The following is a 26,734-nucleotide window of genomic DNA, read 5'->3' on the forward strand; positions in this document are numbered from 1 at the left end:
TGCACTTCTGTCCACCAGTTTTATCTTGTGCGTTACAATGACATTGGTGTGGGCTCATTTTGGTCGTGAACGTCATGTGCTCAGCTGGGCGATGGCCTATGGCTGTTCGACGATGCACTGGGCACTCAATGCCATCGGCTTGGTACTTTTGCCCGGAAACACAATTGTCATAGCAGTGGCAACGTTATTCCCGGTCGTCACTTCGTCGCTTGTAGCTATAGGGTGTCGGCAACGGGCGAGGCTTCCAGAATATTTCGGCTGGTTTGTACTGGGCGGCGGTTGCGCCTGCATCGCTATCATTCTTGCTTTCGCGAGCACGAGCTATATCGGCATGCGAGGCGCAATACCCGCATTCTATACGGCGGCAATGGTCATGACAGCGATTTCCGCCCTGTGGCGTAAACCGGCATTGAGAACCAAGCCCAAGACCGAAGGGCTGAAAACGCCGGAAATTACTTTGATAGCCTTGCTCGCCATTCTGGTTCTCTATCAAATCATTCTTGGTGTCACCGCTCTGATCGCCGTGGGACCACAGGGCGATCCGGGCGGCCTGACATTGTTACGGGTGATGTTGGGCATCGGCCTGCCACCCGTCTATGTTGCGGTGGGCATCGCTTTTCTGTTCCTGGTGACGGGAGATATTGCCGATCAGCTCCGTCGGCTTGTGACTCGTGACCCATTGACCGGCATATTGAATAGACGTGGGCTTGACGATGCGGCAGTCATGGCCATTGCGAACGCCCGACGGCATGACCGCGACTTGTCTGTGGCGCTGGCCGACATTGACGGTTTCAAGGGGCTTAACGATCGCTTTGGTCATGTTGCCGGTGACAAGGCGCTGATAGCTTTTACCGAATATGTTCAGGCCGCCATCCGAAACGGTGACGTTTTTGGCCGGCTGGGCGGCGATGAATTCTGCGTCATCCTGTTCGATACCAATGCCATTGATGCTGCGCGTGTAATGGAACGTGCATGTGCGGACGTTGAACGCCACGCGCGCGATGAGACGCCCGAATTCGGTTTGACCGCCAGCTTTGGTGTTGCCAGCCTGCGCCCTGGAGACCTGTTCCTGGACTCATTGATCCGGCGCGCCGACCGTGCACTCTATCAAGCCAAGCTGGCGGGTCGCAACCGCGTTGTCATTGCGCGGGGCGAGGACGAGGATGCTTTAGCGGAACGGCGGCTCGTTGAAAGCACGTAGTTTGCGGCTATGAAGCTTTTGCCCTTCCTGGCGCAATAATTCACAGGTTTCGATGCCCACCCGCAAATGCCCGGCAATCGCCTCTTCATAAAAACGGTTGGCCTGTCCCGGCAGCTTCAATTCGCCATGCAGCGGTTTGTCCGATACGCACAACAACGTGCCATAAGGAACGCGGAATCGATAGCCCTGCGCTGCGATGGTGGCGCTTTCCATGTCGATGCCGACCGCACGCGACAGGCTGAACCGCAGGGCAGATTTGGAATAGCGTAATTCCCAGTTGCGATCGTCGGTGGTTACGACCGTTCCGGTGCGCAGCCGCCGCTTGAATTCCTCCGCTGTACCGCCCAGCACCGTTCCCGCCGCCTTTGCCATGGCGAGTTGCACTTCAGCGATGGCAGGCACGGGAATTTCGGGTGGCAGCAGTTCATCAAGCACATGATCATCGCGCAGATAAGCGTGCGCCAATACATAGTCTCCGATCCGCTGACTGGGACGAAGACCGCCGCAATGACCGATCATCAGCCAGGCTTCCGGTCGCACGACTGCCAGATGGTCCGTGATGGTTTTGGCATTGGATGGCCCAACCCCGATATTGACGAGGGTGATGCCGCTGCGATCAGGCGCTATCAGGTGATAAGCGGGCATCTGGTGCTTGCGCCAGGCGCTGTCGGCGATCATTTTCGCCGGCTCAGCCGTTTCGGGCGTCACATAGACGCCGCCTGCGCCTGAAAGCGCCGTGTAGCGCCCACTGCCTTTCATCGCTTCGCATGCCCATTCGACAAATTCATCAACATAGCGGTGATAGTTGGTAAACAGCACAAAACGCTGCACATGTTCCGGCGGCGTACCAGTGTAATGTTTCAGCCGCGCCAGAGAGAAATCCGTTCGCAAACCATCGAACAGCGCCAGGGGGCGTACTCCGGCAGTATCGGGAAGAAACAAGCCATCGGCGATCTCGTCTCCGATCTGGGAGAGTTCGGTCGCCGGAAAATGCCGCGCCAATTCGGTCGGCGCAATGCCATCAAGCGCCGCCATGTCCAGCCCGTCAAGCGCATAGGGAAAGGGGATTTGCTGGGCGCTTTTCCCGGTTTCAACGCTGACCCCGTAATCCTGAATCAAAAGGTCGATCTGTTCGATCAGATAATCGCCGAACATGGCGGGCCGGGTGACCGTTGTGACAAATGTGCCCGGCGCCGACAGACGTGCGAAGGATCGGCCATAAGGCGGCTCATCCGACATGCCGGTATAGGTGATTTTGAGTTCAGGATAACAAAAAAGCCGTTGCTCCGTGGCCTCTGGTCCCGGCGTTGACCCATCCACAGCATATCGCAGCATCGCGGTACGTAAATTCTGCAACGCATCCTGATAAATCGCATCAAGCTGCGCTAATATTTCTCGCCCGCTATTGTGTTCCGTCATCAAGCGACAAGGTAGCGCGTTTGCAGGATGCCGTGAAGTGCGTCCTGCAAAAACAGGGCAGAGTGTATCAGCTTTGATACTATCGTATGAATGGGTCGATCTCCGGCTCATCTCTCGCAGGAGAGGAACCGGAGATCGAATATCCCTTAAAGTTGTTCAAGCATATGTTCAGCCGACGACACTTTGTAATCGCCGGGTGCTTCGATGTTGAGTTCTTCGATCACGCCGTCGTTGACGATCATCGAAAAACGCTGGCCGCGCGTACCAAGGCCAAATTTGCTGCCATCCATTTCGAGGCCAACCGCCTTGGCGAAACTGCCATTGCCATCGGCGAGCATGGTGACTTTGCCTTCCGCGCCACTGGCCTTGGCCCAGGCGCCCATGACGAATGCGTCATTGACCGCCGTGCAGGCGATTTCATCGATGCCCTTGGCCTTCAGGTCCGCAGCCTTTTCAATATAGCTGGGCAAATGCTTGGCCGAGCAGGTCGGCGTATAAGCGCCCGGAACGGAAAACAGGGCTACCTTGCGACCCTTGAAAAAGCTGTCGCTGTCAACGCCTTCCGGTCCGTTCGCGGTCATGGTGGTAAAGGTTACCTGAGGGATCTTGTCGTTTTTGCTGATAGTCATTGCGGAAGGTCCTTTCCTGTTGCGGATGCGCCGCCTGAGGTCGTGTCTTGGCGGCGTTTAGTCAAGCGCATGGCCCTGTTGGACCAAAATTTAATATGCCAAGCCTGTAATGAGTTGCAGATCATGTCATGCGGATTGGACCCGGCGGGCGATCTCCCGTATTCTTCCAGCTATGGATATGCCGCGATTCTATTCTGGAAACCTGTTGCTGGCCATGCCGGGCATAGGCGATCCCAATTTCGAAAAATCCGTTATCATGCTGTGCAGCCATGATGAAAATGGGGCGCTTGGGATCAACCTCGGTCAAGAAATCACAGGCCTTTCGCTGCACGGATTGCTGGCGCAATTTGAACTGTCCGGTGATCAAGTCGTCGATTGCCCCTTACTGTACGGGGGACCTGTCGAGCCGCAGAGGGGCTTTGTGCTGCATTCGCTCGATTGGGGCGGGCAGGATATGTTGCAGGTTGGCGGTCACTGGGGTCTTAGTGGTTCGCTGGACGTCCTCAAGGCTATTGCGGAGGGGCGCGGACCGACTCGCTATGTCGTGGCGCTGGGCTATGCCGGTTGGGGAGAGGGGCAACTCGAAGAGGAAATGACTCGCCACGGCTGGTTCATTGCCCCGGCAAGCGATCAGTTGCTGTTTAACACGCCTGCCAGCGATCGTTGGACCGCAGCATGGTCGGCCAGCGGCATCGACAGCAGCCTGCTTGCCAATCAGAGCGGCCACGCCTGACCATTCCACCGGAATTTCCGTTGGGGATTTGTCCATGATTGGCGGCTATGGTGCCGCGCCATGACATTGCGCGTCCTGACCCTTTCCACGCTGTATCCCGGTACCAGTCGCCCGAACTTCGGCATATTCGTGGAACGACAGACACGCGAACTTGCCAGCCGGGCCGGTGTCGATCTGACTGTGATGGCGCCGCTGGGCATCCCGCCCTGGCCGCTGTCATCGCTGGGTCGCTATCGCGCACTGACGCATCTGCCCATGGTGGAGGATTATCACGGTTTGACCGTGCATCGTCCGCGTTTTCCCATCCTTCCCGGCTACGGCAGTCGTTTTCATCCGGCGAGCATCGCCCGCGCGATTCTGCCTCTGGTGCGGCGATTGCATGGGCAAAAGCCGTTCGATGTTATTGACGCCAGCTTTTTCTACCCCGATGGCCCTGCGGCCATGGCTGTGGCGTCCGCGTTGGGCATTCCCTTTTCCATCAAGGCGCGTGGCGCTGATATCCATCATTGGGGGCGGCAGCCGGGCACCGCGCCGAAAATCGCCGCCGCCGCAAAGGCCGCTTCCGGTTTGCTCGCTGTTTCCGATGCGATGCGAGAGGACATGATTGCGCTCGGTATGGATAGCGAGAAAATCCGTGTCCATTATACGGGAGTGGACCTCGACCGTTTCCGGCCTGTACCGGATCGCGCCGCTGCCAAGGTCGCGCTGGGCCTTGCAGGGCCGGTTGTCATCAGCGCTGGTGCACTTATTGCGCGCAAGGGACAGGCGGAGCTTATCCGGGCCATTGCCACACTGCCCGGCGTTACCTTGTTGCTGGCGGGTGCTGGACCACGGCAGGGTGCCTATCAGCGTCTGGCGGAAACATTGCGTATCGGTGATCGGGTGCAATTCCTTGGCAGCGTGCCGCATGCTGACCTGCCCGCCCTGCTTGGCGCGGCCGACGTGATGGCGCTGCCCTCGTTATCAGAGGGACTTGCGAATGTCTGGGTCGAGGCATTGGCCTGTGGTACGCCTGTCGTCATCAGTGACGCAGGTGGCGCGCGTGAAGTCGTGGACCGGGCAGAGGCGGGCCGAATCGTCGCGCGCACGCCCCGCGCCATTGCCGATGCTATAAACGACCTGCTGTTGAATCCGCCTGCACCCCAGGCCGTCCGCCAATCCGCTTTGCGCTTTAGCTGGGAAACCAATGGCGACGCCTTGCTGGCGCACCTTGGCGCGATAGCGGGGTAGGGCCCTATCGGAACACCCATTTGCGATTAAGCGCGAAGACGGCAAACGGCGTAATGAACACCATGAACGGCACCGGCACCCATGTGGGCCAGTGCAGCCAGAGCACGAAAACTTGTACCCAGAGTGCATTGATCGCCAGACTGACCAGCGACACCAGAACAAATCGTCCGCCGCGCTGCATGGGATTGTCGTTGTTGCCATGGCCACGAAACGTAAAGGCGCTGTGCAGGATGAAACCCAGCACCACCGCAAACATATAGGCGGTGACATTGGCGATTTGCGGATGAAGCGCGACGGGGGTTGCCAGCACCCAATATACCAACGCCTGCAGCGCTGTCACGACAAGGCCAGTCACGACATAGCGTGCCATTTGCGATAGCAAAGCGCGCATTTCCGGTTCCATCGCCGCAATTTCGTTCAATCTTTTCATTATATTTCCTGCCGCATGCTCCATTGCGCTGCTTGTACCGGTTGCAATTGCGCCCTAATGCGCAAGACGCATGATGGGAAGCGTCGCGCTCAAAAATCTGTCGGGCCGTGCCGGTCTGTCGCGTCAGGCTGCCCGGCTTGCCGCTTGGGCGCATGTGCACTGGAAAGCATTGACGGTCATTGCCTGGGTCGGCATCTGTGCGTGGTTTCTCTATGATCGATGGGCGGCCATTTACTGGCTTGGCCTGAACGACACTGACGATAATCTGCGCTTTGTGCAGGTGAAGGACTGGCTGGCGGGGCAGGGCTGGTACGATTTGCGACAGTATCGGCTGAACCCTCCACAGGGCGCGAACATCCATTGGTCACGCATTGTCGATCTGCCCATTGCGGCGCTGATGCTGTTTTTCCGACTGTTCATGGACGGCGGTCAGGCCGATCGGCTGGCCGCCGGACTGGCGCCGCTATTGCCGTTGTTGCCGGTCATGTTGGCGCTTGGCTTTTTGATGCGGCGGCTTGTTGGCGGTAATAGCTGGATCATCGCCATATTCGCGCCGCTTGCGACGGCGCTGGCGCTGTCGATGTTCATGCCGATGCGGATCGACCATCATGGCTGGCAATTGGCCATGCTGCTGGTGGCGCTGGCGGGGCTTGCCGATCATCGCCCTGTGCGCGGTGGCCTGATTGCGGGGATTTCCAGCGCCATATCGCTGTCCATTGGTATGGAAATGATTGTTTATCTGGCCGCGACTGGAGCAGTCGTTGCTTTGCGATGGGTGGCGCATGATGGCGAAGTGCGAAGGATGCAGGCTTATGCGCTGAGCCTTGCAGGCGGCGTCACCATAGGCTTTCTGGGCTTTGCGAGCATAGCCAATCGCGCGCCTGTGTGCGACGCGCTCTCACCAGTCTGGCTGTCAATTTTTTCAATGGCGGGTGCGGGGATGGTCGTCTTGACGTTGCTCCCGATCCGGCATTGGCAGGGGCGATTGATCGCGGGCAGCATCATGGGCGTGCTACTGGGCACAATCACATGGCTTGTCTGGCCGCAATGCCTTTCCGGCGCCTATCAGCTTTCTCCCGAACTGGAGCGGTTGTGGCTCGTCAATATCCGTGAGGCAAAGCCGATTTACGAACAGGCGAGCTATATCGTCACGCCGCTTCTGGCCCTGCCCATTCCCGGCATGCTGACTGCGATCACTGCCTGCTGGATATTCCGACGCGAGCCGGGACGTTTTTGGCCGTGGTTGATGGTTGCGCTGCTGTCGGTTGTTTCGGTGGCATTGTTGCTGTGGCAGACACGGGTTGGACCGGCGGCGCAATTGCTCGCCATTCCCGGTGCGGCGGCCTTCGCCTATGTGACGCTGACCCGGCTGTTTTTCGGCAGGGGCTGGAAATTGCGGCTGGGCGCGCTGGTGGGCCTTGTGCTGATTGGCTGCACGTTCGCGGCTTATCAGTTGAGCTTTGATCTGGGTATGGACAAGCCGAGCCAACGTCACAGGGAGATCCGGAGCGCGGGTGCCAAATGCCGCAGCCTGACGGCCCTGAAAGCGCTTGATCAGCTTGCGCCGGCTACGATCTTTACGATGGTCGATCTGGGACCCCGTATATTGGCGACGACGCACCACAGTGCAATTGCCGGTCCCTATCATCGTAACGGCGAAGCGATCCTTGATATTCACCATGCCTTTGACGGCGGACCTGAGCGTTTCCGCACCATCGCCGCCAAACATGGCGCACGCTATCTGCTCATCTGTCCTGATTTCCCTGAAGGCACCGTATATCAGGCGCGCAGCCCCAAAGGCTTTTACGCGCAGATGTTAAAGGACAAAGTGCCACAGTGGCTGACGCCGGTGAATTTGGGGGAGGGGCTGCCCTATCGCCTTTATCGCATTGATTATCGCGATGGCATTGAGGATCAATCGCGGCGTTGAGCGAAAAAGGCGCGAAGCATCTCCGCCGCTTCGATTTCGCCGATACCGCCGTAAACGTCTGGTCTGTGCAGGCACTGGGGCTGTGTAAAAAAGCGACCGCCATGTTCGACGGCGCCACCCTTTGGGTCGTTCGCGCCATAATAGAGGCGCGCAATTCGGGCATGGGTAATGGCGCCCGCGCACATGGCGCATGGTTCCAGCGTTACCCAGAGTTCGCAATCGGTAAGGCGAAAATCGCCCAATATTTGCGCTGCCTGCCGGATGGCAACGATTTCGGCATGGGCGGTGGGGTCGTTATCACGCCGATTGCGGTTTTCACCTTCGCCAATGATCGTGCCCTGATGAGTGACAACCGCGCCGACCGGCACTTCGTCTGCTTGCGCCGCCATCTTGGCAAGGTCGAGCGCGCGCCGCATGGGCGATGGAAGCGGGAAGGCAGTCATGCAAGGGGCCTTATACCGATGATCGCGCCCGGCTCAAATGGCAAGGACGTGCGATTTATCGGCCAGAGCTCTTGCAGAATGCGCGCACAACCGCCAAAAGCCCGGTTGACGATTCGATGGATTACCGCTATCGGCGCTGTCTTTCCGGATGAACCCGAAGAACAAGGCTTTAAGATTATGTCGCGTATTTGCGAACTGACCGGCAAGACCCGTCAGGTGGGTCACAATGTTTCCCACGCCAACAACAAGACCAAGCGCGTTTTCCTGCCCAATTTGCAGGATGTGACGCTGATTTCCGAATCGCTGGAAAAAAGCGTGAAGCTGCGGGTGTCGACCCATGGCCTGCGTTCGGTCGAGCATGTCGGCGGGCTGGACAACTGGCTGGTCAAAACCAACGACGAAAAATTGTCGCTGCAGGCCCGTCGCCTGAAGCGCGAAATCGTCAAGAAGCAGAAGGCCGCGGCCTGAACGTTTCGACGTGCCGCCTGCGGGCGGTTTGAAAAGGGCGGCTCCTTTCGGGGCCGCTTTTTTTGTGTTGGGTTTGGGATGGTTTGACGACATAATTCGCGCCCTCATCGTCGTTCCTGCGTAGGCAGGGACCCCGCTTTTCCTGAGGGGGTAGCGCGAAAGTAAAAAGAAGCGGGACCCCTGCCTGCGCAGGGGTGACGGGTCAAGTTTGATAATGTCTGTTATAGCTGGGTTTTTGCCAGTCCGCTTCTGGTCGAAACCAACCCATCAGTGAACACGCCGGCTACCTTTACTCTCTGGCAATAGTTCGAATTTCAGGAACAATGTGCGCTGGAAAAATTCGTGATTGTCGTCGGACGCGATCCAGACGATCTGCCTGCCATTTTCGCGTAACGTCGCCAGCGCTTCGAAATTGTCGGCAAGGAGGGGAGGGCGCAGCGTAGCGATTTCCTGTGACTGAAGAACCTTCCCTGCTTTGAGATCGCTGATGTCGACAATCGCCAGCTTGGCGGTGAAGCCGTCATAGATCGTCACGCGCCGGTTGAGTGTCAGTAACCTGTTCTTATCGAGCCAGACGGCGTCGGTGATGCGGTAACCCTGCGGGGCGTAATAGCCCAGCTTCAGAGGTGCTGTGCCCGGTTCTGCCGGATCATGGTCAAAAACAAGCAGTTGCGTGCTGTTGCGCGGTCCATAGGCGGTTTCCGCAAATATCAGAAAACGACCGTCGGGCAAGCGCAGCGCCGCTTCCGCGCCGCCTGTCCCTGGCCAGTCCTTCATGGCGGCTGGCTCTTCACAGGCCTCCACACGGGCGAAGGCTGGGGCATAGCGACAGATGCGGTGAATGAGCTCGAATGTGACCCAATAGCGGCCCGATTGGGGATCATGGATCAACGCTTCGGAATCCCATTTCCATCTGGGCCAGTCGCGTTCGGCGGGGCGGATCGGCAGCGGCTCGATGAACTCGCGCATTGCCCCATTTCGTTGGCCGAGGCGAAAACCAAACAAGTCGCCACTATCACTCAGTGCGATGATGCGCCCGTCGGGCTGGATCGTCATGGCGGATACGCCGCCAAAATAGGGGTGATCGCTCGATAATTCCCATCCTGCCAGATATTTCAGGCGACCGATTCGGTTTCGTTCGGGGTTGGATGCATCGAGCGCGACCGGCGTTGCGCGGATCAGCAGCGCGTTGGGCACGTCCTGCCCATCCTTGCTGGATTGGGGCGCGGGCAGCAGGATAAAAGCAAGGAGGAGGATCAGCAGCAGGCGGGGCATTGTCGTTCTCCTAGCCCGGCTATGTGACAACTGTCATGGTTAAACTGAACCGTGCAATCTGAACGGCGGATAACATGGCCGTTCAGTATTCGCTCAAACCGAATCGCGCATAAGGGCATTGTCGAAGGAAGCTGGCATCGCAATTGGCAGGGCTTCAGCGTTCGGCTGTTAAGCAACTGCTCGTTTTGAAGGAAGGAGCCAAGCCATGAAGAAATTTCTGATCGCATTGAGCGCCGCTGCCGTTATGGGCACGGCTACTATCGTTCCCACTGCGCCGGCCATGGCGCGTGATCGCTATGAACGTGGCGATTATTACCGCGGCAGTGACCATTATCGCGGTGATCGCCACTATCGCGGCGAGCGCTATTATCGTGGGGATCGCCACTATCGTGGGGATTATTACCGCAGTTCGGACCGTCGTTATTATAAAAACCGCGGCTACTATCGTGGCGGCTGCGACAACGGGACAGGCGGTACCATTATTGGTGCGATTGCAGGCGGCCTATTGGGCAATGAGGTTGTCGGGCGCCGTGGCGATCAAACCGCTGGCGTTATCATAGGCGCCGGTGTGGGCGCGCTCGCCGGGCGCGCGATCGACAGGGGCAATAACGGCTGTTAATGTGAGGGCTGGCCCACTATCGGAATGAAACCGATGACAAGATTGCGTCATCCCCTTACACGGGGATGACGTTTTCTATATCAGGCAGCGCTTTTGCGCCGTTCGGCCAGTTCATCGTTCAGCATTTCCGCCAGTAGGAACGCCAGCTCCAGCGATTGCGCGGCATTCAGGCGCGGGTCGCAATGCGTGTGGTACCGGTCGGCAAGGCCTTCGTCCGTGATGGCGATAGCCCCGCCCGTACACTCCGTCACATTCTGCCCCGTCATTTCGGCATGAATACCGCCTGCAAAGCTGCCCTCGGCGCGGTGAACGGCAAAGAAACCGCGCACTTCGGCCAATATGCGTTCGAACGGCCGCGTCTTGTAGCCATTGGGGGCTTTAATGACATTGCCGTGCATCGGATCGCATGACCAGATGACAGGATGCCCTTCACGCTGCACCGCGCGGACCAGTTTGGGCAGGCCTGACTCGATCTTGTCATGGCCATAGCGGGTGATGAGCGTCATCCGGCCTGCCTCGCGCGCCGGATTGAGGGTGTCGAGCATCCGCAAGAGCGCATCGGGTTCCAGGCTTGGCCCGCATTTCAGGCCGATGGGATTGCCGATACCGCGCAAATATTCGACATGCGCGGACCCTTCGAACCGGGTACGATCACCGATCCACAACATATGGGCACTGGTGTCGTACCAGTCGCCTGTCAGGGAATCCTCCCGGGTCAACGCCTGTTCATAGGGCAGCAACAGTGCCTCATGACTGGTGTAGAAGCTGGTGCCTTTCAATTGCGGCACGGTTTCGGGATTGATTCCGCACGCCGCCATGAAGTCGAGCGCGTCGCCGATACGATCCGCCATTTCACCGAATTTCTTCGCCCATGCACTACGGCCCATGAAATCCAGCGTCCAGGCATGGACTTGGTGCAGATTGGCATAGCCGCCCGTTGAAAAGGCACGCAACAGGTTGAGTGTGGCCGCTGCCTGATTATAAGCGCGGACCATGCGCTGCGGGTCAGGCTCGCGTCCAGCCTCTTCAAAGGCGATGTCGTTGATGATGTCTCCGCGATAGCTGGGCAGGGAGACGTCACCGATGGTTTCCATTTCGGTCGACCGGGGCTTGGCGAATTGCCCCGCCATGCGGCCGACCTTCACAATAGGCAGTTTCGACGCATAGGTCAGTACGACCGCCATCTGCAGAATGACGCGAAAGGTATCGCGGATATTGTTCGGGTGGAATTCGGCAAAGGATTCGGCACAATCGCCGCCTTGCAACAGGAAGGACCGACCCGCCGCCACTTCCGCCAGATCCGCCTTCAGGTTGCGCGCTTCGCCCGCAAAGACGAGGGGCGGATAGCTGCCAAGCTGCTGTTCCGCAGTGGCAAGTGCCTCCGCATCCCGGTATTGGGGCATTTGCAGCCCTTCATGGCTCCGCCAGCTATCAGGCGTCCAGTTCGCCGCCACGTCACGCACTCCTTCAAGAAAATATCGGCCCGACCCTATGAGCGTTCGCCCCATTTTTGGCAAGCTTTGGGAAGGCAGATGATTCTTTTCATAGGCGAAGCAGGGCTTTGGGGGAAGGTCAATCCAGCGAAATCGTCCATTCCCAACGCAACGGGTCGCCATCCATCACTTCAACGCCCTTTGCCGCCAGCGCATCGCGGACGGCGTCGGAGGTAGCGAAATCCTTCTGCGCGCGGGCGGATTGGCGACGGTCGAGTTCGGCTTCGATTTCCGCTTCGGTGATCTGCGCGTCCTTCGGGCGGATGCGTAGGTCCGCGCGGTTGAGCGATAACAAACGTAACCCTAGCACCTCGTCCATCGTCGCAATAAGATGCCAACGTCGGTGATTGTCGATTGTTGGATCAGATAAGATCTCTTCAATAAATGGCAGGCACTTGGGAGTGTTTAAATCATCACCGATTGCCTCGCTGAAAAGGCGCAATACGAACCCAACGTCGGCCTCTTCTCGCTTATCAAGAGGAATCGGAAGAAACAGGCTCGGTGCTTGGACGGGTTTTCCCGTTTGTTGGTGCTCCTTCGAGAGCCTGACTTGAATAACCTTAAGCATCCGCTTTAACCGCGTCAGCGCTGCCGCCAAATTTTCCCAACTGAATTCCAGTTCGCTGCGATAATGCGCCTGAAGGCACAGCATCCGGTAGGCGAGCGGGTGAAACCCCTTGTCGATCAGCAGTTGCAGCCGCAGGAACTCGCCCGCACTCTTGCTCATCTTCCCCGACCGGTCGATCAGGAAATTATTGTGCATCCACAGCCGCGCGCCCGAATGTTCCCCGCAGTCCAGCGAACCGCACCCTGTTATCGCTTGGTTCTGCGCGATCTCGTTGGGGTGGTGGATTTCGCGATGGTCGATGCCGCCGGTGTGGATATCGAAGGGCAGGCCCAATAGCTCGCGGCTCATCACCGAGCATTCGAGGTGCCAGCCCGGTGCGCCCCGGCCCCAGGGCGAATCCCATTCCATCTGCCGCTTCTCGCCCGGCGGCGTCTTGCGCCAGATCGCGAAGTCGGCGGCGTGGCGCTTGCCCTCGACCGCCTCGATGCGGCCTTCACCCTCCTCTGTGGCCGCGCGCGCAAGGCGGCCATAGTCCGCCACGGTTGAGGTGTCGAAATAGAGGCCGCTGTCGAGTTCGTAGCAATGCTTGACCGCGATACTCTTCGCGAACTCGATCATCTGCGGGATATAATCGGTGGCGACGGACCAATGGGCAGGCTGACGGATATTCAATGCCTTCACGTCCGCCCAATAGGCCTGCGTATAATGCCGCGCGACGTCCCAGATGGATTGCGCCTGTTCGGCTGCCATCTTCTCCATCTTGTCCTCGCCCGCATCGGCATCGTCGGTCAGATGCCCGACATCGGTGATGTTGATGACATGGGTGAGGCGATAGTCCTTGAACGAGAGCACGCGCCCCAGCGTGTCGGCGAACACATAGGCGCGCATATTGCCGATATGCGGATAATTATAGACCGTCGGCCCGCAGGTATAGACCCGCGCCTCGCCTTCATGGATGGGGCGGAACTCCTCGAGCTTTCGCGTCAGGCTGTTGAAGAGGCGCAGAGGGGCACCGGAGGGAAGTGTGTCGGTCATGGCTGGTCAATGCTGCCGTTGGACCAAGAGGTCAACTCTCTTCCTCGTCATTCCCGCGCAGGCGGGAATCCATCTCCCAAGGGTGCGTCGAGCGGGCGGTTCAGGAGCTGGATTCCCGCCTGCGCGGGAATGACGCATAGGTTTCAATCCTCGTCGAACAGTCCCGCGAGTTGCTCCACCATGGTTCCACCAAGCTGTTCGGCATCCATGATCGTCACCGCCCGGCGGTAATAGCGGGTCACATCATGGCCGATACCGATGGCGATGAGTTGGACTGGCGAACGATTCTCGATCCAGTCGATGACTTGCCGCAGGTGCCGTTCCAGATAGGTGCCGCTGTTGACTGACAGAGTCGAGTCATCGACCGGCGCGCCATCGCTGATGACCATCAATATGCGGCGGTCTTCGGTGCGGGCAATCAGGCGGCTATGTGCCCAGAGAAGCGCTTCCCCGTCGATATTTTCCTTCAACAGCCCTTCACGCATCATCAGGCCCAGATTCCGGCGGGCGCGCCGCCACGGATCATCGGCCTTTTTGTAAATGATATGGCGCAGGTCGTTAAGGCGTCCGGGCTGGGGCGGGCGTTCGGCGGCGAGCCAGTCGGCGCGTGCCTGCCCACCCTTCCAAGCGCGGGTGGTAAAGCCCAATATTTCGGTCTTGACGCCGCAACGCTCCAGCGTGCGGGCCATGATGTCGGCGCTGATCGCGGCAATGCTGATGGGACGACCACGCATGGAACCGCTATTGTCGATGAGCAGGGTCACTACCGTGTCACGGAACTCGGTATCGCGTTCCGCCTTGTAGGACAGGGAATGGGCCGGATTGACGACGACCCGTGCAAGGCGTGCCGCGTCGAGCAGTCCTTCCTCCTGATCGAAGTCCCAGGACCGGGATTGCTGGGCCATCAAGCGGCGCTGCAACCGGTTGGCGAGCTTCGTCACCGCGCCCTGCATATGGACAAGCTGCTGGTCCAGAAAGCCGCGCAGCCGGTTGAGCTCGTCCTCGTCGCACAGTTCGTCCGCCGCGACCGTCTCGTCAAAGGCGGTGGACCAGATCTTGTAGTCGAATTGCGGCGTCAGGTCGGACAGCGGCCGGTTGGGCCGGACGGGCATCATCCCCTCCTCGCCCATGTCGCCGGCGTCGCTGTCCGCGTCGGCGTCGAAATCCTCCTCGCTATATTCGCTCTCGCCGTCCTCGCCTTCGCCCTTGTCCTGCTGTTCACGGCTGTCGGTGGACTGGTCGCTGTCGCCCTGGCTGTCCGGGTCGTCGCCGCCTTCTTCCTGGTCCTCGCCTTGCTCGTTTTCCTCCTCGGAGCCGTCCTCATCGTTTTCCTCGGGCGGCATGTCGGCATCGATCAGGTCGAGATGCTCCAGCAGGGCAGTGCTCAGCTTCTGGAACGCCCGCTGATCGTCCAGCGCAAGACCCAGCGCGTCGAGATCTCGCCCCGCCTTGCTCTCTATCCACTCGCGGATCAGGTCCACGCCCGCCCGCGCGCTCTCGGGCGGCGCTTGCCCCGTCAGCCGCTCGCGGACCATCAGGCTCAGCGCCGTCGAAAGCGGAACCTCATCCCGCCCCCGCGCCCGGCTGATCGGGTCGGAGCGCATTTTCATGGTCAGCGCTTCGGTCAGGTTCGCGGCGACCCCCGCCATCTGGCGCGATCCGATCGCCTCCACGCGCGCCTGCTCCACGCTGTCGTACACCGCCCGGGCAATGGCGTCGGCAGGCGCCCCCCGCGCATGGACGGCGGCATTATGGTGGCGCAGCTTCAACGCAAAGCCGTCGGCAAAACCCCGCGCCTCGGCCACCTGATCGGCGGGCAGGTTGCGACCAGGCATCGGCACCTTGATATGCTTTCCCGCCCCATGCGGCGCATCGGCGGTAAAGGCCAGTTCCACCTCCGGGTCGGCCGCGATAGCACGGGATGCCCCGCCCAGCACGGCCTTGAATTCGTCAAGGGGCGACCTTTGGGTCATGTTTCGAGCAGATTCGCGCGAATCTGAGTGCATATGTCGACATCCAGGCCGATCGAGGCGAGATAGCCGTTCAGTCCGCCATGATCCCTGTCCAGCGTGTCGAACATCGCATCGAGATAGGATGCGTCAGCCGTCAGGGCCGGTGCAAGGGCGTCCGGGGATTGTGCACCCGACCTGCCTTTCCATCCGGCAACGAGCCGGGTGAAATCGGCGACATCATTTGTCAGCAGATAGTCTTGCAGGATGGTTTCGCGCGGCACGTCCAAAGCGGACAGAATCAGCGCGGCGCCTACTCCCGTGCGGTCCTTGCCGGCCGAGCAGTTGATGAGCATCGGCACATGTCCCGCCGCCAGCCGCTCGAACATGACCCGGTAAGCGGGACCGTGATCGGTCGGAATATTTCGGTAGACCGCGATCATCAGGTCGCGCATCATTTCTGCAGTTTTTTCCCGTTTGCCGTACATCCGGGACAATAAGCCGGTGTCCTCGCTATAATCCCGTGCAAAATAGCTGGTCTGCCCCGCGTGCCAGCGGGTGGGATGGGACGCACGCTCGTCGCCGCGCCGGAAATCGCATATGGTCGCTATGCCCAGCGTCGCCAGATGAGCCTCGTCCTCCGGAGTCAGCATGCTCATGACGCCGGACCTGTAGAGCGTTCGGGTCTTTACCCGATTGCCATCCACCGTCTCGTAACCGCCAAAATCCCGCAGGTTGAAGCCACCGCTGAGCGGCAGCAGTCGCGATGCGTCGGCGGCGATGCGGGTCATTCCGCCCGCCCCACGATACTCTCGGGCAGATCCTCGCCGAACACGCGCTGATAATATTCCGCCACCAGCGTGCGTTCCGCCTCGTCGCATTTGTTGAGGAAGGACAGGCGGAAGGCAAAGCCTACGCTGTTGAAGATCAGGGCATTTTGCGCCCAACTGATAACTGTGCGGGGGCTCATGACCGTGGAAATGTCGCCATTGACGAAACCACGGCGGGTGAGATCCGCCACTTTGATCATGTTTTCGACCGTTTTCTTGCCGTCGACATGGTCATATTCGCCCGATTTGGCGAGAACAATCTGCGCCTCCGTCGCGGCAGGAAGATAGTTCAGCGTGACGACAATGTTCCAGCGATCCATCTGACCCTGGTTGATCTGCTGTGTGCCATGATACAGGCCAGTCGTGTCGCCAAGACCGATGGTGTTCGAGGTCGCGAACAGGCGGAACCAGCGATTGGGACGGATGACGCGATTCTGATCGAGCAGGGTCATCTTGCCGTCGGTTTCCAGCACGCGCTGGATGACGAACATCACGTCGGGGCGGCCGGCGTCATATTCGTCGAAGACCAGTGCGACGGGGTGTTGAAGCGCCCAGGGGAGCAGCCCTTCCTTGAACTCGGTTACCTGCTGCCCGTCTTTCAAAACGATGGCGTCGCGGCCGACAAGGTCGATGCGGCTGATATGCGCGTCCAGATTGATGCGGATACATGGCCAGTTGAGACGCGCGGCGACCTGTTCGATATGCGTCGATTTGCCAGTGCCATGATAGCCCTGCACCATGCAGCGGCGATTATGGGCAAAGCCTGCGAGAATGGCCATCGTCGTATCGGGGTCGAACACATAGGCGGGGTCAATGTCGGGCACCCGCTCATCGGCTTGCGAAAATGCGGGAATGTCCATGTCCATATCGATGCCAAAGACCTTGCGGGCATTCACGACCTTGTCGGGTGCCTCCATCAGCGTTTCGGCACGCGTGTCGGGCTGGGCATTTGGGATGTCGGTCATATCATTGCCTTGGCTTTAATTTGAATCACATAGTCCTTCGATACGCCATTTCGACTTCGCTCAATGGCTACTCAGGACGAACGGCATTTTCCTCTGAACCGTTTGTGCTGCGTAGGCTCTGAGCATAGTCGAAGAGCCGTATCGAAGCATCCCTGCGTTCATATGATAGGGAATCAGACAAATGCCGGGGCTTTGCGAAGGTGCGTATAGGCAGAAATTGTATCCTGCAATGCTTTCTCATGGCTGCGATCGCCGCCATTGCGGTCAGGGTGATATTTTCGGACCAGCTCCGCGTAACGCCGCCGTAGTGTGGTCCGGTCGGCATCCACCTCAAGGCCAAGCGTCTTTAACGCCCTGCGGTCATCGCTCGATAATGGTCGCGCATCCTGACGCGCCCGGGCTTCATGCATTTTCTCCTGGAACCGGGCGCCAATAGCATCGAGCGGGTCAGCGAAATCCTGCCAGCGTGGTTGCGGGTTGGCGCCATTGGTCGCAAAGGCGCGGGTTTCCTGCTCCCATCCGGCATAGGGACGTTGCGCATCGTAGATTTCGTCGGCGCTCATGCCGCTGAAATAATTATAGCTCTGGTTGAATTCGCGGACATGATCCAGGCACAGCCACCGCCATCCTTCCGGGCGATTTGCGGTGCCGCCCCTGCTGCCTTCGGGCAAAGCGCGGAATTCACCGGTTTGTTTGCAGCCGGAAACGGCGCACGGAGTCTCGCGCCCTTCCACCCGTCCGTGGAAACGATTGTGCCTTTGTCTTGATCGGGATGGATCGCTTGCCAAAATAAATCCTGAGATATGCTGTCAAAAGAGGAATCGAAAAGGATATATAGGCAATATGACCCAAATATCGAAAGGCCCTGTGGCCAAAGAAATGGAACAAAGACTGCAAGCGGCCCTGTCGCCGGTGCAACTCGCCGTTATCAACGACAGCGCGAAACATAGTGGCCATATGGGTGATGACGGCTCGGGCGAGAGCCATTTCACCGTGGAAATCGTCGCAGACGCTTTTGCCGGGCAAAGCCGGGTGAACCGGCAGCGCATGGTCAACAAAGCATTAGGCGATATCATGACGGAAAAGGTGCACGCCATGGCCATCAAGGCGAAGGCGCCGGGCGAATGACCGTCTGCAAATGGAAGGGCAGAACATGACTGACGACCCGATCATTCAGACCATTGCATCGGTTACGCACGACCTGGGTGACTTTCGCGTACACAGATGTTTGCCTGCAAAGGAGCGGACCATGGTCGGGCCGTTCATTTTTTTCGATCAGGCGGGGCCGGCGAAGCTTGCACCGGGGCAGGGCGTTGATGTGCGCCCGCATCCACACATCAATCTGGCAACGGTGACATATATGTATGAAGGCAGCTTCATGCATCGCGATTCGCTGGGATCGCAGCAGTTGATAGAACCGGGCGCGGTCAATCTGATGACGGCGGGCAGCGGTATCGTTCACAGCGAACGTTCACCCGATGATGACAGGGCGAAGGCATCGAAACTGTCAGCAATTCAGACATGGCTGGCGCTGCCCGACGGGCGAGAGGAGATGGACCCCGCCTTCGAACATGTACCGCAGGATTCCCTGCCTGTGATTGAGGGGCATTTTGCCCGTGCGCGTGTCATCATGGGCAGGCTCTGGGGTCAGCGCGCGCCCGTCAGCACCTATGCCGACACCATCTATGCCGATATCAACCTGCAACCCGGTGGAGCGGTGCCGATCGATGCGGAAGTTGAAGAGCGGGCGGTCTATCTGGCTGGTGGGGATGCGGCGCTCGACAATATGGCGCTTGCACCCATGACGCTATACGTCCTGCGTCCCGGCCTTCACGCGACCTTGCGCAGCGTGGATGGCGGACGCGTGATGCTGTTTGGAGGGGAGGGCTTTTCCACGCCGCGCCATGTTTGGTGGAATTTCGTGTCGTCCAGCAAGGATCGGATCATGACGGCGCGAGATGATTGGAAGGCAGGTCGTTTCGCGACCATTCCGGGCGATGCCGACGACTATATTCCTATTCCGGAGGGGCAGCCCAAGACCGTGAGTTATCCCTGAATATATGGGGCTACGGCTTTGCTGCTGAATTGCTCACACGCCAGATCACTCCGCCGACATCGTCGCTGACCAACAGCGCGCCATCCTTGGCGACAAGCACATCCACCGGGCGGCCGCGAGCTTCGTTCTCGTTGTTCAGAAAGCCTGTGAGAAGATCGACGGGCAGGCCCTGCGGTGTGCCATTGTCATCGAACTTTACGAACACGACCTTGTATCCGGCAAGCGGCTTGCGATTCCAGCTTCCGTGCAGAGCAATGAACGCGCCACTGCTGAAAGCTTTGCTGAGCTTTGCGTCATCATTGGCAAAACTGAGGCCGAGCGGGGCGGTGTGGCTACCCAGACCATAATCGGGACGATGCGTATATTCGCGCAGATCCGGCCGGCCCGGCTCCACGCGCTTGTCCTCATATCCCCCCCAGTAATTCCAGGGCCAGCCATAGAAAGCGCCGAATTCGACACGAGTCAGAAAATCCGGCACCAGATCGGAACCCAGCATGTCGCGTTCATTGACGACCGCCCAAAGTTCACCGCTATGGGGTTCCCATGCCATGCCAACGGGGTTGCGCAGACCGCTGGCGAAGATGCGATAGTCGCCGGTCTTTGGATCGACCTCCAATATGGCGGCGCGGTTTTCCTCTTTATCCAGGCCATATTCGCCAATATTGCTTGCCGACCCGACCGCGACATAGAGGCGCGATCCATCGGCGCTGGCGACCAGGTTTCGGGTCCAGTGAAAATTGGGCGCTTGCCGGGGCAGGTTCAGTATCTTGCGGCCCTTGGCGGTAATCTGCGTTTCACCTTCCTTGTAGGGAAAGGCCATCAGGGCGTCGGTGTTGGCGACGTACAGGGTGTTGCCGACCAACGCCATGCCATAGGGGGAATTCAGCCCCTTCAGCAAAATATGACGGGCGTCCGCCTTGCCATCGCCATCGGTATCGCGCAGCAGGCTGATACGATTGGCGGAGGGGGCAACGGCGCCAGCGGAAGACATCAGCCTTTCCATCACAAAACCAGTGACGCCACCAACTTCGCGGGACGGGCTGTTGGTTTCAGCCACCAATATATCGCCATTGGGCAGGCGGATCATCGAGCGGGGATGAGCAAGTCCACCGGCAAAGCGGACCACTTCGAGTCCCGCTGCTGCAACAGGTTTTTCGCCATCGCGCCAACCCACCGCCTTTGCGATGTTCATGGTCGGAATGAATTCCTTGCGTGGGGCAGTGATCATTGGTTCCCGACCGGACAACTGCTTGACCGTTAGTTGCGCGGTGTCGCCGCGCGAGAGGTAAAACAAAGCACCGCCAGCAATGACAAGGCAGAGAAGCGCGAACAGGGACAGATGCTTGATCATGGCGCCTAACTATGCGGTTGCGTCCCGGCGCACAAGGCGGTCGGCCATTATTTGCGGCGGTCGTACCACCACATCAACAATCCGATCGCCATGCCTGTTCCCACTCCGGCGAGCAGGCCGATAGAGGGCTGTCCCATTAAACCTCCGGCGATTACACCCGTTATGGAGGATAGGGCGATGATGGCGCCCGCGCCCCGTGCGTTTTGTGGCTGATTATTGCTCATTTGCGCCTATTGCCACGCTTCATCCCGGGACACCAGACGTCCTGATCTGGGAATAATGTCCCGGATTGGCATTTGGATAACAACCCGTTGACTATCGGATGACGCATATCCCCACATTTCCCTGATATTGGCACGCCGGTTGAATGAGCTTTCCCGAAATGTCCATGGTCGCTTGTGACCACTGTCGGGAGAATCGGATTGCTGTTGCCCTATGTGTCGAACCGCAAAAGCTTTGAAGATGCTCAGACGCTTATAGACCTTCATGGCGATAATGCCGGTTTCGAAGCCGCAGCGCGTGCCGATCGCAGCCGGGACCTGGGTAATCACATCCATTTCTGCCACTGGCGTCAGATCGAACGCCTGATCATATTGCTGTCCATCGACGAAGTCGTCGGCACGGTGCATTGAACCCGGCTTTGATCTGGGCCTAAAGCCGCAACCCGGCCGTTTCTTCCAGTCCTGCAAGAATGTTGAGGTTCTGTACAGCAGCGCCTGCCGCCCCCTTGCCCAGATTATCGAGCGCAGTCACAAGCCGCGCCTGACCTGTCTGTGCATTGCCGAAAACGAAAATATCCAGCCGGTCGGTTGCGCCGACGTGTTCAATGTCAATCACGCCCTGCGTATCGCAAGCGGGCTTGTCGGCAACATGAACCTGCTGCGATCCATCATAGGCGGCAGCCAGTGCATCGCGCAATGCATCAAGGGAGGGCGCGTTCGGCATGGCACATAATTGCAAAGGCACTTCCACCAGCATGCCGCGATAGACCCGGGCCACGGCTGGTGTGAAAAGCGGGAGGTATTTTGCACCTGAATGAAGCTGCATTTCCGGCACATGCTTGTGGGCAAGGCCAAGGGCATAGGCACGATAAGCCGTATCGGCCCGTTCGGGGGCGGAATCATCCTCAAACGCCGCGATCATCGCCTTGCCGCCGCCGGAATAGCCCGACACGGCATTGACGGTGAAGGGCCAGTCAGCCGGAATCAGGCCAGCACGGATCAACGGACGGACGAGCGCCAGAAATCCGGTCGGATAACAGCCGGGATTGGAAACGAAGCGCGCGCTTGAAAGGCGTTGCCGCATGTCGGGTTCCAATTCCGCAAAGCCATAGGTCCACCCTTGCGCAACCCGATGGGCGGTCGAAGCGTCGATCACTTTCGTCCGGTCATTGGCGATCAGCGAAACCGCTTCGCGTGCGGCGTCGTCGGGCAGGCACAGGATCACCACGTCAGCATCGTTGAGCGCGGCCTTGCGTGCGGCGGCATCTTTCCGGTCCGCGTCGGACAGGGTGATGAGCGACAATTCGCCCCGGCCTGCCAGCCGCTCGCGAATTTCAATGCCGGTCGTGCCCGCGCCGCCATCGATGAAGACATGGGTGGTCATAGGTTGATCCTTTTGCGTGCCAGTACCGGTTGTGCATGGTCGGGCACCAGCCGCGCTACAACATCGACCAGCGGCTCCGTCATCACCTGCATCCAGAAAGCATTGGCATGGATCAGATTGTCCGCGTCCGACATAAAACCGACATGGCCCGGAAAGAAAATAATGTCGCCCCTTTGCAACGGCGCAGCAGCATCAATTTCTTCGCCCAGCGCCACCATTTGCTGATCTGTGTCACGGGGCGCGACGATTTCGCAAAGCGACAGGCAGAGTTGGACCAGACCCGAACAATCCAGACCGTCACTGCTGCGCCCACCCCAAAGATAAGGCGTGCCCGTAAGCTTTTGCGCAATGGCAACGGGGTCATTCTGCATGCTGTCGACAGGAGAAACGTGGCGCAGATGGATGAAGCCTTCCCTACATTTCAGGAATGCTCCCTCAACTTCACCTGCAAGGCGGCTGCCCATCGGAAGACGTAAACGTTCCGGCGACTTTATGTTGTCTTCGGCAAAGACGAGTGCGGCCGTCGCGGTAACGATATGCGTGGGTTCAACCGGCGCGCTCAATAGATCCGCCCGGACGTAACCTACATAGTTGTCATGCGCGCTATAGCCCCAGGCCCAGCCCCCGGCGATGTCGATGGCATGGAATGCTTCGCCATACAGCAGTTCAGACACTGCGGTCGAAGCGGCATCCCCCTTGGCACGAATGGCCGTGCGGGGCGAGATGACGGAAAAGGCCTGAGGACAGGAATAGTGCGGCGCGAAATACCAACCGGCAAGCGCAATGTCCGCCAGATCGCCGCGAATGGCGTTGATCCGCCGGTCCAGCGCTATCGAGCGCCCCGTCAGCGTAAAACGACTCCGTTCCGCGTCAGCTTGTGACCCGCTGCTTTCCCCAATGCCCATCGCTTTTTGATTCTGCGATGAAACGTTCAAATCCGTCAAGGAAATGCGCCCCTTTCGACGTCCTGGTTATAAAGATATTGCGACGATCCGCTTCATCCCGCTCCCGGCGCAGATAGCCGAGGGCACCCAGTTTATTCAAGGCGCGAGTAATGACGGGCTTTGAAACATTAAGTTTGTCCGCCAGGCCCCGCACTGTGTGGGGGCCGGGCATTATATAGACAATCATCATCAAGGCCATTTGGCGGTTAGTGAGATCGGGTTCACCCGACCGCACATAATCGACAAGCGTTCGCATCCAGTTGCCCAGATCCGTTCCGGGCAACAGAGCCGCTTCTTGCAGTCCAACTTTGGTACTGTGCTTGTTCATGCGTTCATAACGCACGGGACGTGCACCGGTTGCGAAACGGTGTTCAAAAAAGGTTCAAAGGGTACAAAGCTCGCCGTTATGGGCCGCTAGACTGGAAAATGGGGAGGCCCGGGGTGGGGGTCGGTGCAACATGGACGTCGCGTTTTCCGACCCCCGATTGAAGCGAAACGCTCGGGACGACATTAGATATGCATTGCCTGTGCCAAAAGTCGGCAGTGGCGGTTTTACGGGTAAAGCTGTGGTGAAGGCATATTAACCATTGGTGGCGAGTGTAAACATTTCCGACGAAATGACTGTGCGTCTGTGGGGGTCGAGCGGTCACATCACTCTTGTTTTATACCTGCAACATGCCACATGTGGGCCATGAACGATTTTCCGACAGGTGAGTTGATGCGCCTCGCGCCGTTGGTCGCGCGCGTGCTGGCGCCCAACCCTTCGCCCTTTACCTATACAGGCACGCAAACTTATCTGGTTGGTGAGCATGACGTAGCGGTAATCGATCCGGGGCCAAATGAACCTGCGCATCTTGATGCCCTGTTGCGCGGCATTGCAGGCCGGTCGGTGCGCGCTATCATGTGCACGCATACCCATCGGGATCACAGCCCCGCCAGCGGTCCATTGGCAGAGATGACTGGTGCTCGAATAATCGGATGCGCGCCTCTGGCCCTCGATGACGATGGTCCGCGTGCCGATGCGGCGTTTGACGGGGGCTATGTGCCTGACCAGATTTTGACTGATGGCGAGCAGGTAAAAGGCACTGGCTGGACACTGGAGGCTGTGGCGACGCCGGGGCATACGTCCAACCATCTCTGTTTTGCGTTGAACGAGGAAAAAGCCTTGTTCACCGGCGATCATGTCATGGGTTGGTCGACCAGTGTGATATCCCCGCCCGATGGCGATATGGCCGCCTATATGGCGAGTATGCAGAAGCTGCTCGGCCGCGCGGATACGGTCTATTATCCCGCCCATGGCGAACCAGTGGAACATCCGCAAAGATGGGTCCGGTCGATGATGGGGCATCGCAAACATCGTGAGGGACAGATATTGCGCCACCTGCGCGCGCATGATGCCATTTCTATTCCCGAGATGGTCGAGAAAATGTATAAGGGTGTCGATCCGCGACTGCATGGAGCGGCTGGCCGATCGGTATTGGCGCACCTTATCGACCTGCAGACGCGCAATTTGGTGGTCAGTGAAAAAGATCGCTGGAAAATTGCTGCATAATTCTGATCAATCCCTATATCGGCCGCATATGGGGCCTATTCGGAGAGACTGATGACTGCACTTGGCAAAACGGGCGGAAGCCTTGCGGGGCTGGACCTGCGCGCCGAAATCGACCGGCTGCGCAAGGACCGCAACGCCGTGATCCTGGCGCATTATTATCAAAAGGCGGAAATACAGGATCTTGCCGATTTCGTTGGCGACAGTCTGGACCTGTCGCGCAAGGCGCAGGCGACGGACGCGGACGTCATCGCTTTTTGCGGCGTGCGTTTCATGGCCGAAACCGCGAAAATCCTGTCCCCCGAAAAGATCGTCGTTCTGCCAGACATGGACGCAGGTTGTTCGCTGGAGGATAGCTGTCCGCCCGACAAGTTCAAAGCGTTCCGGGAAGCGCATCCCGATCATATCGCGCTGAGCTACATCAATTGTTCGGCAGAGGTGAAAGCGCTTAGCGACATCATCGTCACCAGTTCGTCTGCCGAAAAAATCCTGTCGCAGATTCCCAAGGACCAAAAAATCATTTTTGGTCCCGACAAGCATCTGGGCGGTTATCTTGCCCGCAAGACGGGTCGTGATATGCTCCTATGGCCTGGTGTGTGCATCGTGCATGAGGCGTTCAGCGAAACCGAATTGTTGAAGCTGAAGGCGCAGCATCCTGAGGCGCCCGTCGCCGCGCACCCCGAATGCCCGGCGCATATCGTCGATCATGCCGATTATGTCGGGTCGACCAGCGGCATTCTCGATTTTGCCAACACTATGCCGGGCGATACCCTGATTGTGGCTACCGAGCCGCACATCATCCATCAGATGGAAAAGGCAATGCCGCACAAGACTTTCATCGGCGCGCCGGGTGCGGACGGCAACTGCAATTGTAATATCTGCCCCTATATGGCGCTCAACACGATGGAAAAGCTGTATGTCGCATTGCGTGACCTGCAACCGCGCATCGAAATGAGCGAGGACCTGCGGCTGGCCGCGAAAAAGAGCCTTGATCGGATGTTGGAGATGGCGGCGGGCACGGTGGGGCAGGGGGATTTGGGCAAGCCGGTGGTGGCGAGGGCCTAATATTCCCGTTCGTGTCGAGTACCGTCGAGACACGTTCGCCAGAGCAGCGTCCCTGGACTTTGCTGGGGCGCGTTACCAGGGGGCCGATCACTATGACTTTCACTCTTGACCGATTCGATCTGCCCGCCTTCATCGCATCCACGCTTTCCGAGGATTTGAGTGAAGCAGGCGATATTACCTCAGCCGCCGTGATCCCCGCCGATGCGACCTTTGCCGGTGTCATGGATACTCGTGACGCCGTAACCGTAGCGGGTCTGCCGCTGGCCGAGGCCTTTTTCCGTGCGCTTGATCCCGATGTGAAGATCGAACTGCTCGTCAGGGATGGCGACAGCGTGCCTGCCGGGACCGACCTGATCCGCCTGACCGGAAAGGCTCGGGCCATGCTGACGGCGGAACGGTCGGCGCTCAATACAGTGCAGCATCTGACCGGCATTGCCACCATGACGCGGCAATATGTCGATCGCATTGCGGGTACGGGGGCAACCCTTCTTGACACGCGCAAGACCATTCCCGGCCTTCGTGCGTTGGAAAAATATGCGACGCGCATGGGCGGGGCGACCAATCATCGCATGGGCCTTTGGGATGCAGCGATGATTAAGGACAATCATGTCGCGGTTGCGGGATCGGTGGGAGAGGCCGTCCGTCGCGCTGTCGCGGCAGGTATTGAACGCATCATCGTGGAAATCGACCGGATCGATCAGATCGAACCCGCATTGGCCGCTGGCGCTACGCATTTGTTGCTCGACAATATGGAGCCTGCGACTTTGCGCGGCGCGGTCATGCTTGTTGGCGGACGGGTGCCGACGGAGGCTTCGGGTGGCGTGCGGCTGGACACCATTCGCGCCATTGCCGACACCGGCGTCACTTACATCAGCGTCGGGCGGCTGACCCAATCCGCCCCTGCCGCCGACATCGGACTTGATTTCGCCAGCACATAGACCGCTGGC

Annotated in this window: 27 protein-coding genes; 12 read left to right on the plus strand and 15 right to left on the minus strand. The window is 58.9% G+C overall.

All coding sequences use genetic code 11. The features are described 5' to 3' along the window. Positions 1-37 precede the first annotated feature (37 nt). Positions 38-1,201: a GGDEF domain-containing protein gene (locus L3X40_RS13130; protein ID WP_237366018.1), complete on the plus strand. Its 1,164-nt coding sequence runs from the start codon at positions 38-40 to the stop codon at positions 1,199-1,201. Here the strand turns inward: L3X40_RS13130 and L3X40_RS13135 are convergent. Both L3X40_RS13135 and L3X40_RS13140 read right to left on the minus strand, forming a co-directional pair. Continuing rightward, entirely contained in the window at positions 1,169-2,620 is a 1,452-nt protein-coding gene (locus L3X40_RS13135) for an AMP nucleosidase (RefSeq protein ID WP_237366019.1), read from the minus strand. The two genes, L3X40_RS13130 and L3X40_RS13135, sit on opposite strands and share 33 nt — an antisense overlap. Before the next feature lie 146 nt (positions 2,621-2,766). Beyond that, positions 2,767-3,249, minus strand: coding sequence for a peroxiredoxin (locus tag L3X40_RS13140; RefSeq protein ID WP_237366020.1), 483 nt, complete (start codon positions 3,247-3,249; stop codon positions 2,767-2,769). Positions 3,250-3,421: 172 nt separating this feature from the next. On the opposite strand from L3X40_RS13140, the gene L3X40_RS13145 reads away from it, so the two are divergent. Continuing rightward, on the plus strand, positions 3,422-3,982 hold the full coding sequence (locus L3X40_RS13145; RefSeq protein WP_237366021.1) for a YqgE/AlgH family protein: 561 nt from the start codon (positions 3,422-3,424) through the stop codon (positions 3,980-3,982). Positions 3,983-4,042: 60 nt separating this feature from the next. Next, entirely contained in the window at positions 4,043-5,212 is a 1,170-nt protein-coding gene (locus L3X40_RS13150) for a glycosyltransferase (RefSeq protein WP_237366022.1), read from the plus strand. Between the two features lie 4 nt (positions 5,213-5,216). Here L3X40_RS13150 and L3X40_RS13155 read toward each other — a convergent pair whose 3' ends face one another. After that, positions 5,217-5,642 (minus strand): GtrA family protein, encoded by a 426-nt coding sequence (locus L3X40_RS13155; RefSeq protein ID WP_237366023.1) that lies wholly within the window; start codon positions 5,640-5,642, stop codon positions 5,217-5,219. 70 nt (positions 5,643-5,712) lie between these two features. Here L3X40_RS13155 and L3X40_RS13160 point away from each other — a divergent pair, with 70 nt between their 5' ends. Beyond that, on the plus strand, positions 5,713-7,572 hold the full coding sequence (locus tag L3X40_RS13160) for a hypothetical protein (protein WP_237366024.1): 1,860 nt from the start codon (positions 5,713-5,715) through the stop codon (positions 7,570-7,572). On the opposite strand, the gene tadA is transcribed toward L3X40_RS13160, so the two are convergent. Next, positions 7,557-8,015 carry a tRNA adenosine(34) deaminase TadA gene (gene tadA, locus L3X40_RS13165; protein WP_237366025.1) on the minus strand — a complete coding sequence of 153 codons (459 nt, stop codon included), beginning with the start codon at positions 8,013-8,015 and terminating at the stop codon, positions 7,557-7,559. The genes L3X40_RS13160 and tadA overlap by 16 nt on opposite strands. A 177-nt stretch (positions 8,016-8,192) precedes the next feature. Between tadA and rpmB the strand changes: the two genes are divergently transcribed. Next, entirely contained in the window at positions 8,193-8,483 is a 291-nt protein-coding gene (gene rpmB, locus L3X40_RS13170; protein ID WP_237366053.1) for a 50S ribosomal protein L28, read from the plus strand. 267 nt (positions 8,484-8,750) lie between these two features. On the opposite strand, the gene L3X40_RS13175 is transcribed toward rpmB, so the two are convergent. Continuing rightward, complete coding sequence (locus tag L3X40_RS13175) at positions 8,751-9,758, minus strand: esterase-like activity of phytase family protein (RefSeq protein WP_237366026.1); 1,008 nt, start codon at positions 9,756-9,758, stop codon at positions 8,751-8,753. Positions 9,759-9,963: 205 nt separating this feature from the next. Here L3X40_RS13175 and L3X40_RS13180 point away from each other — a divergent pair, with 205 nt between their 5' ends. Continuing rightward, positions 9,964-10,377 (plus strand): glycine zipper 2TM domain-containing protein, encoded by a 414-nt coding sequence (locus tag L3X40_RS13180; protein WP_237366027.1) that lies wholly within the window; start codon positions 9,964-9,966, stop codon positions 10,375-10,377. An 80-nt stretch (positions 10,378-10,457) separates the two neighbouring features. Here L3X40_RS13180 and L3X40_RS13185 read toward each other — a convergent pair whose 3' ends face one another. The 6 genes from L3X40_RS13185 to L3X40_RS13210 all read right to left on the minus strand — a co-directional run bounded on the left by L3X40_RS13185 (position 10,458) and on the right by L3X40_RS13210 (position 18,005). Then, a complete protein-coding gene (locus tag L3X40_RS13185; protein ID WP_237366028.1) occupies positions 10,458-11,831 on the minus strand; it encodes a class II 3-deoxy-7-phosphoheptulonate synthase in 1,374 nt (457 codons plus the stop codon). A gap of 118 nt (positions 11,832-11,949) precedes the next feature. Beyond that, positions 11,950-13,473 carry a cysteine--tRNA ligase gene (gene cysS, locus L3X40_RS13190; protein ID WP_237366029.1) on the minus strand — a complete coding sequence of 508 codons (1,524 nt, stop codon included), beginning with the start codon at positions 13,471-13,473 and terminating at the stop codon, positions 11,950-11,952. 143 nt (positions 13,474-13,616) lie between these two features. Next, positions 13,617-15,446, minus strand: a complete 1,830-nt coding sequence (gene cobT, locus L3X40_RS13195; RefSeq protein ID WP_237366030.1) for a cobaltochelatase subunit CobT — start codon at positions 15,444-15,446, stop codon at positions 13,617-13,619. Beyond that, positions 15,443-16,213, minus strand: coding sequence for a tyrosine-protein phosphatase (locus L3X40_RS13200; protein WP_237366031.1), 771 nt, complete (start codon positions 16,211-16,213; stop codon positions 15,443-15,445). Before L3X40_RS13200 ends, cobT begins: the two co-directional genes overlap by 4 nt. After that, positions 16,210-17,217 (minus strand): cobaltochelatase subunit CobS, encoded by a 1,008-nt coding sequence (gene cobS, locus L3X40_RS13205; protein WP_237366032.1) that lies wholly within the window; start codon positions 17,215-17,217, stop codon positions 16,210-16,212. The genes L3X40_RS13200 and cobS overlap by 4 nt, the downstream gene beginning before the upstream one ends. Before the next feature lie 173 nt (positions 17,218-17,390). Then, entirely contained in the window at positions 17,391-18,005 is a 615-nt protein-coding gene (locus tag L3X40_RS13210) for a J domain-containing protein (RefSeq protein WP_237366033.1), read from the minus strand. A 55-nt stretch (positions 18,006-18,060) separates the two neighbouring features. Between L3X40_RS13210 and L3X40_RS13215 the strand changes: the two genes are divergently transcribed. Both L3X40_RS13215 and L3X40_RS13220 read left to right on the plus strand, forming a co-directional pair. Beyond that, entirely contained in the window at positions 18,061-18,345 is a 285-nt protein-coding gene (locus L3X40_RS13215; protein WP_237366034.1) for a BolA family protein, read from the plus strand. 25 nt (positions 18,346-18,370) lie between these two features. Further along, the gene (locus L3X40_RS13220; protein ID WP_237366035.1) at positions 18,371-19,273 is read left to right on the plus strand and encodes a pirin family protein; all 903 of its coding nucleotides are present in this window, start codon (positions 18,371-18,373) and stop codon (positions 19,271-19,273) included. A 10-nt stretch (positions 19,274-19,283) separates the two neighbouring features. Here the strand turns inward: L3X40_RS13220 and L3X40_RS13225 are convergent, their stop codons facing one another. Next, the gene (locus L3X40_RS13225; RefSeq protein ID WP_237366036.1) at positions 19,284-20,624 is read right to left on the minus strand and encodes a PQQ-dependent sugar dehydrogenase; all 1,341 of its coding nucleotides are present in this window, start codon (positions 20,622-20,624) and stop codon (positions 19,284-19,286) included. Between the two features lie 428 nt (positions 20,625-21,052). Here L3X40_RS13225 and L3X40_RS13230 point away from each other — a divergent pair, with 428 nt between their 5' ends. Further along, on the plus strand, positions 21,053-21,256 hold the full coding sequence (locus tag L3X40_RS13230) for a hypothetical protein (RefSeq protein ID WP_237366054.1): 204 nt from the start codon (positions 21,053-21,055) through the stop codon (positions 21,254-21,256). 19 nt (positions 21,257-21,275) lie between these two features. On the opposite strand, the gene argC is transcribed toward L3X40_RS13230, so the two are convergent. The 3 genes from argC to L3X40_RS13245 are packed head-to-tail and all read right to left on the minus strand — an operon-like array spanning position 21,276 to position 23,501. Continuing rightward, positions 21,276-22,229: an N-acetyl-gamma-glutamyl-phosphate reductase gene (argC, locus tag L3X40_RS13235; protein WP_237366037.1), complete on the minus strand. Its 954-nt coding sequence runs from the start codon at positions 22,227-22,229 to the stop codon at positions 21,276-21,278. Beyond that, positions 22,226-23,134, minus strand: coding sequence for a C40 family peptidase (locus L3X40_RS13240; RefSeq protein WP_237366038.1), 909 nt, complete (start codon positions 23,132-23,134; stop codon positions 22,226-22,228). The genes argC and L3X40_RS13240 overlap by 4 nt, the downstream gene beginning before the upstream one ends. Further along, positions 23,100-23,501, minus strand: a complete 402-nt coding sequence (locus tag L3X40_RS13245) for a MarR family transcriptional regulator (protein ID WP_237366039.1) — start codon at positions 23,499-23,501, stop codon at positions 23,100-23,102. The genes L3X40_RS13240 and L3X40_RS13245 overlap by 35 nt, the downstream gene beginning before the upstream one ends. A 363-nt stretch (positions 23,502-23,864) precedes the next feature. Here L3X40_RS13245 and L3X40_RS13250 point away from each other — a divergent pair, with 363 nt between their 5' ends. The 3 genes from L3X40_RS13250 (at position 23,865) to nadC (ending at position 26,725) form a co-directional block, all read left to right on the plus strand. After that, entirely contained in the window at positions 23,865-24,725 is an 861-nt protein-coding gene (locus L3X40_RS13250; RefSeq protein ID WP_445177190.1) for an MBL fold metallo-hydrolase, read from the plus strand. A 51-nt stretch (positions 24,726-24,776) separates the two neighbouring features. Then, complete coding sequence (gene nadA / locus L3X40_RS13255) at positions 24,777-25,787, plus strand: quinolinate synthase NadA (RefSeq protein ID WP_237366041.1); 1,011 nt, start codon at positions 24,777-24,779, stop codon at positions 25,785-25,787. A gap of 92 nt (positions 25,788-25,879) precedes the next feature. Then, positions 25,880-26,725: a carboxylating nicotinate-nucleotide diphosphorylase gene (nadC, locus tag L3X40_RS13260; RefSeq protein ID WP_237366042.1), complete on the plus strand. Its 846-nt coding sequence runs from the start codon at positions 25,880-25,882 to the stop codon at positions 26,723-26,725. The last annotated feature ends 9 nt before the right edge of the window (positions 26,726-26,734 follow it).

It is taken from the genome of Rhizorhapis sp. SPR117 (genome assembly GCF_021742065.1).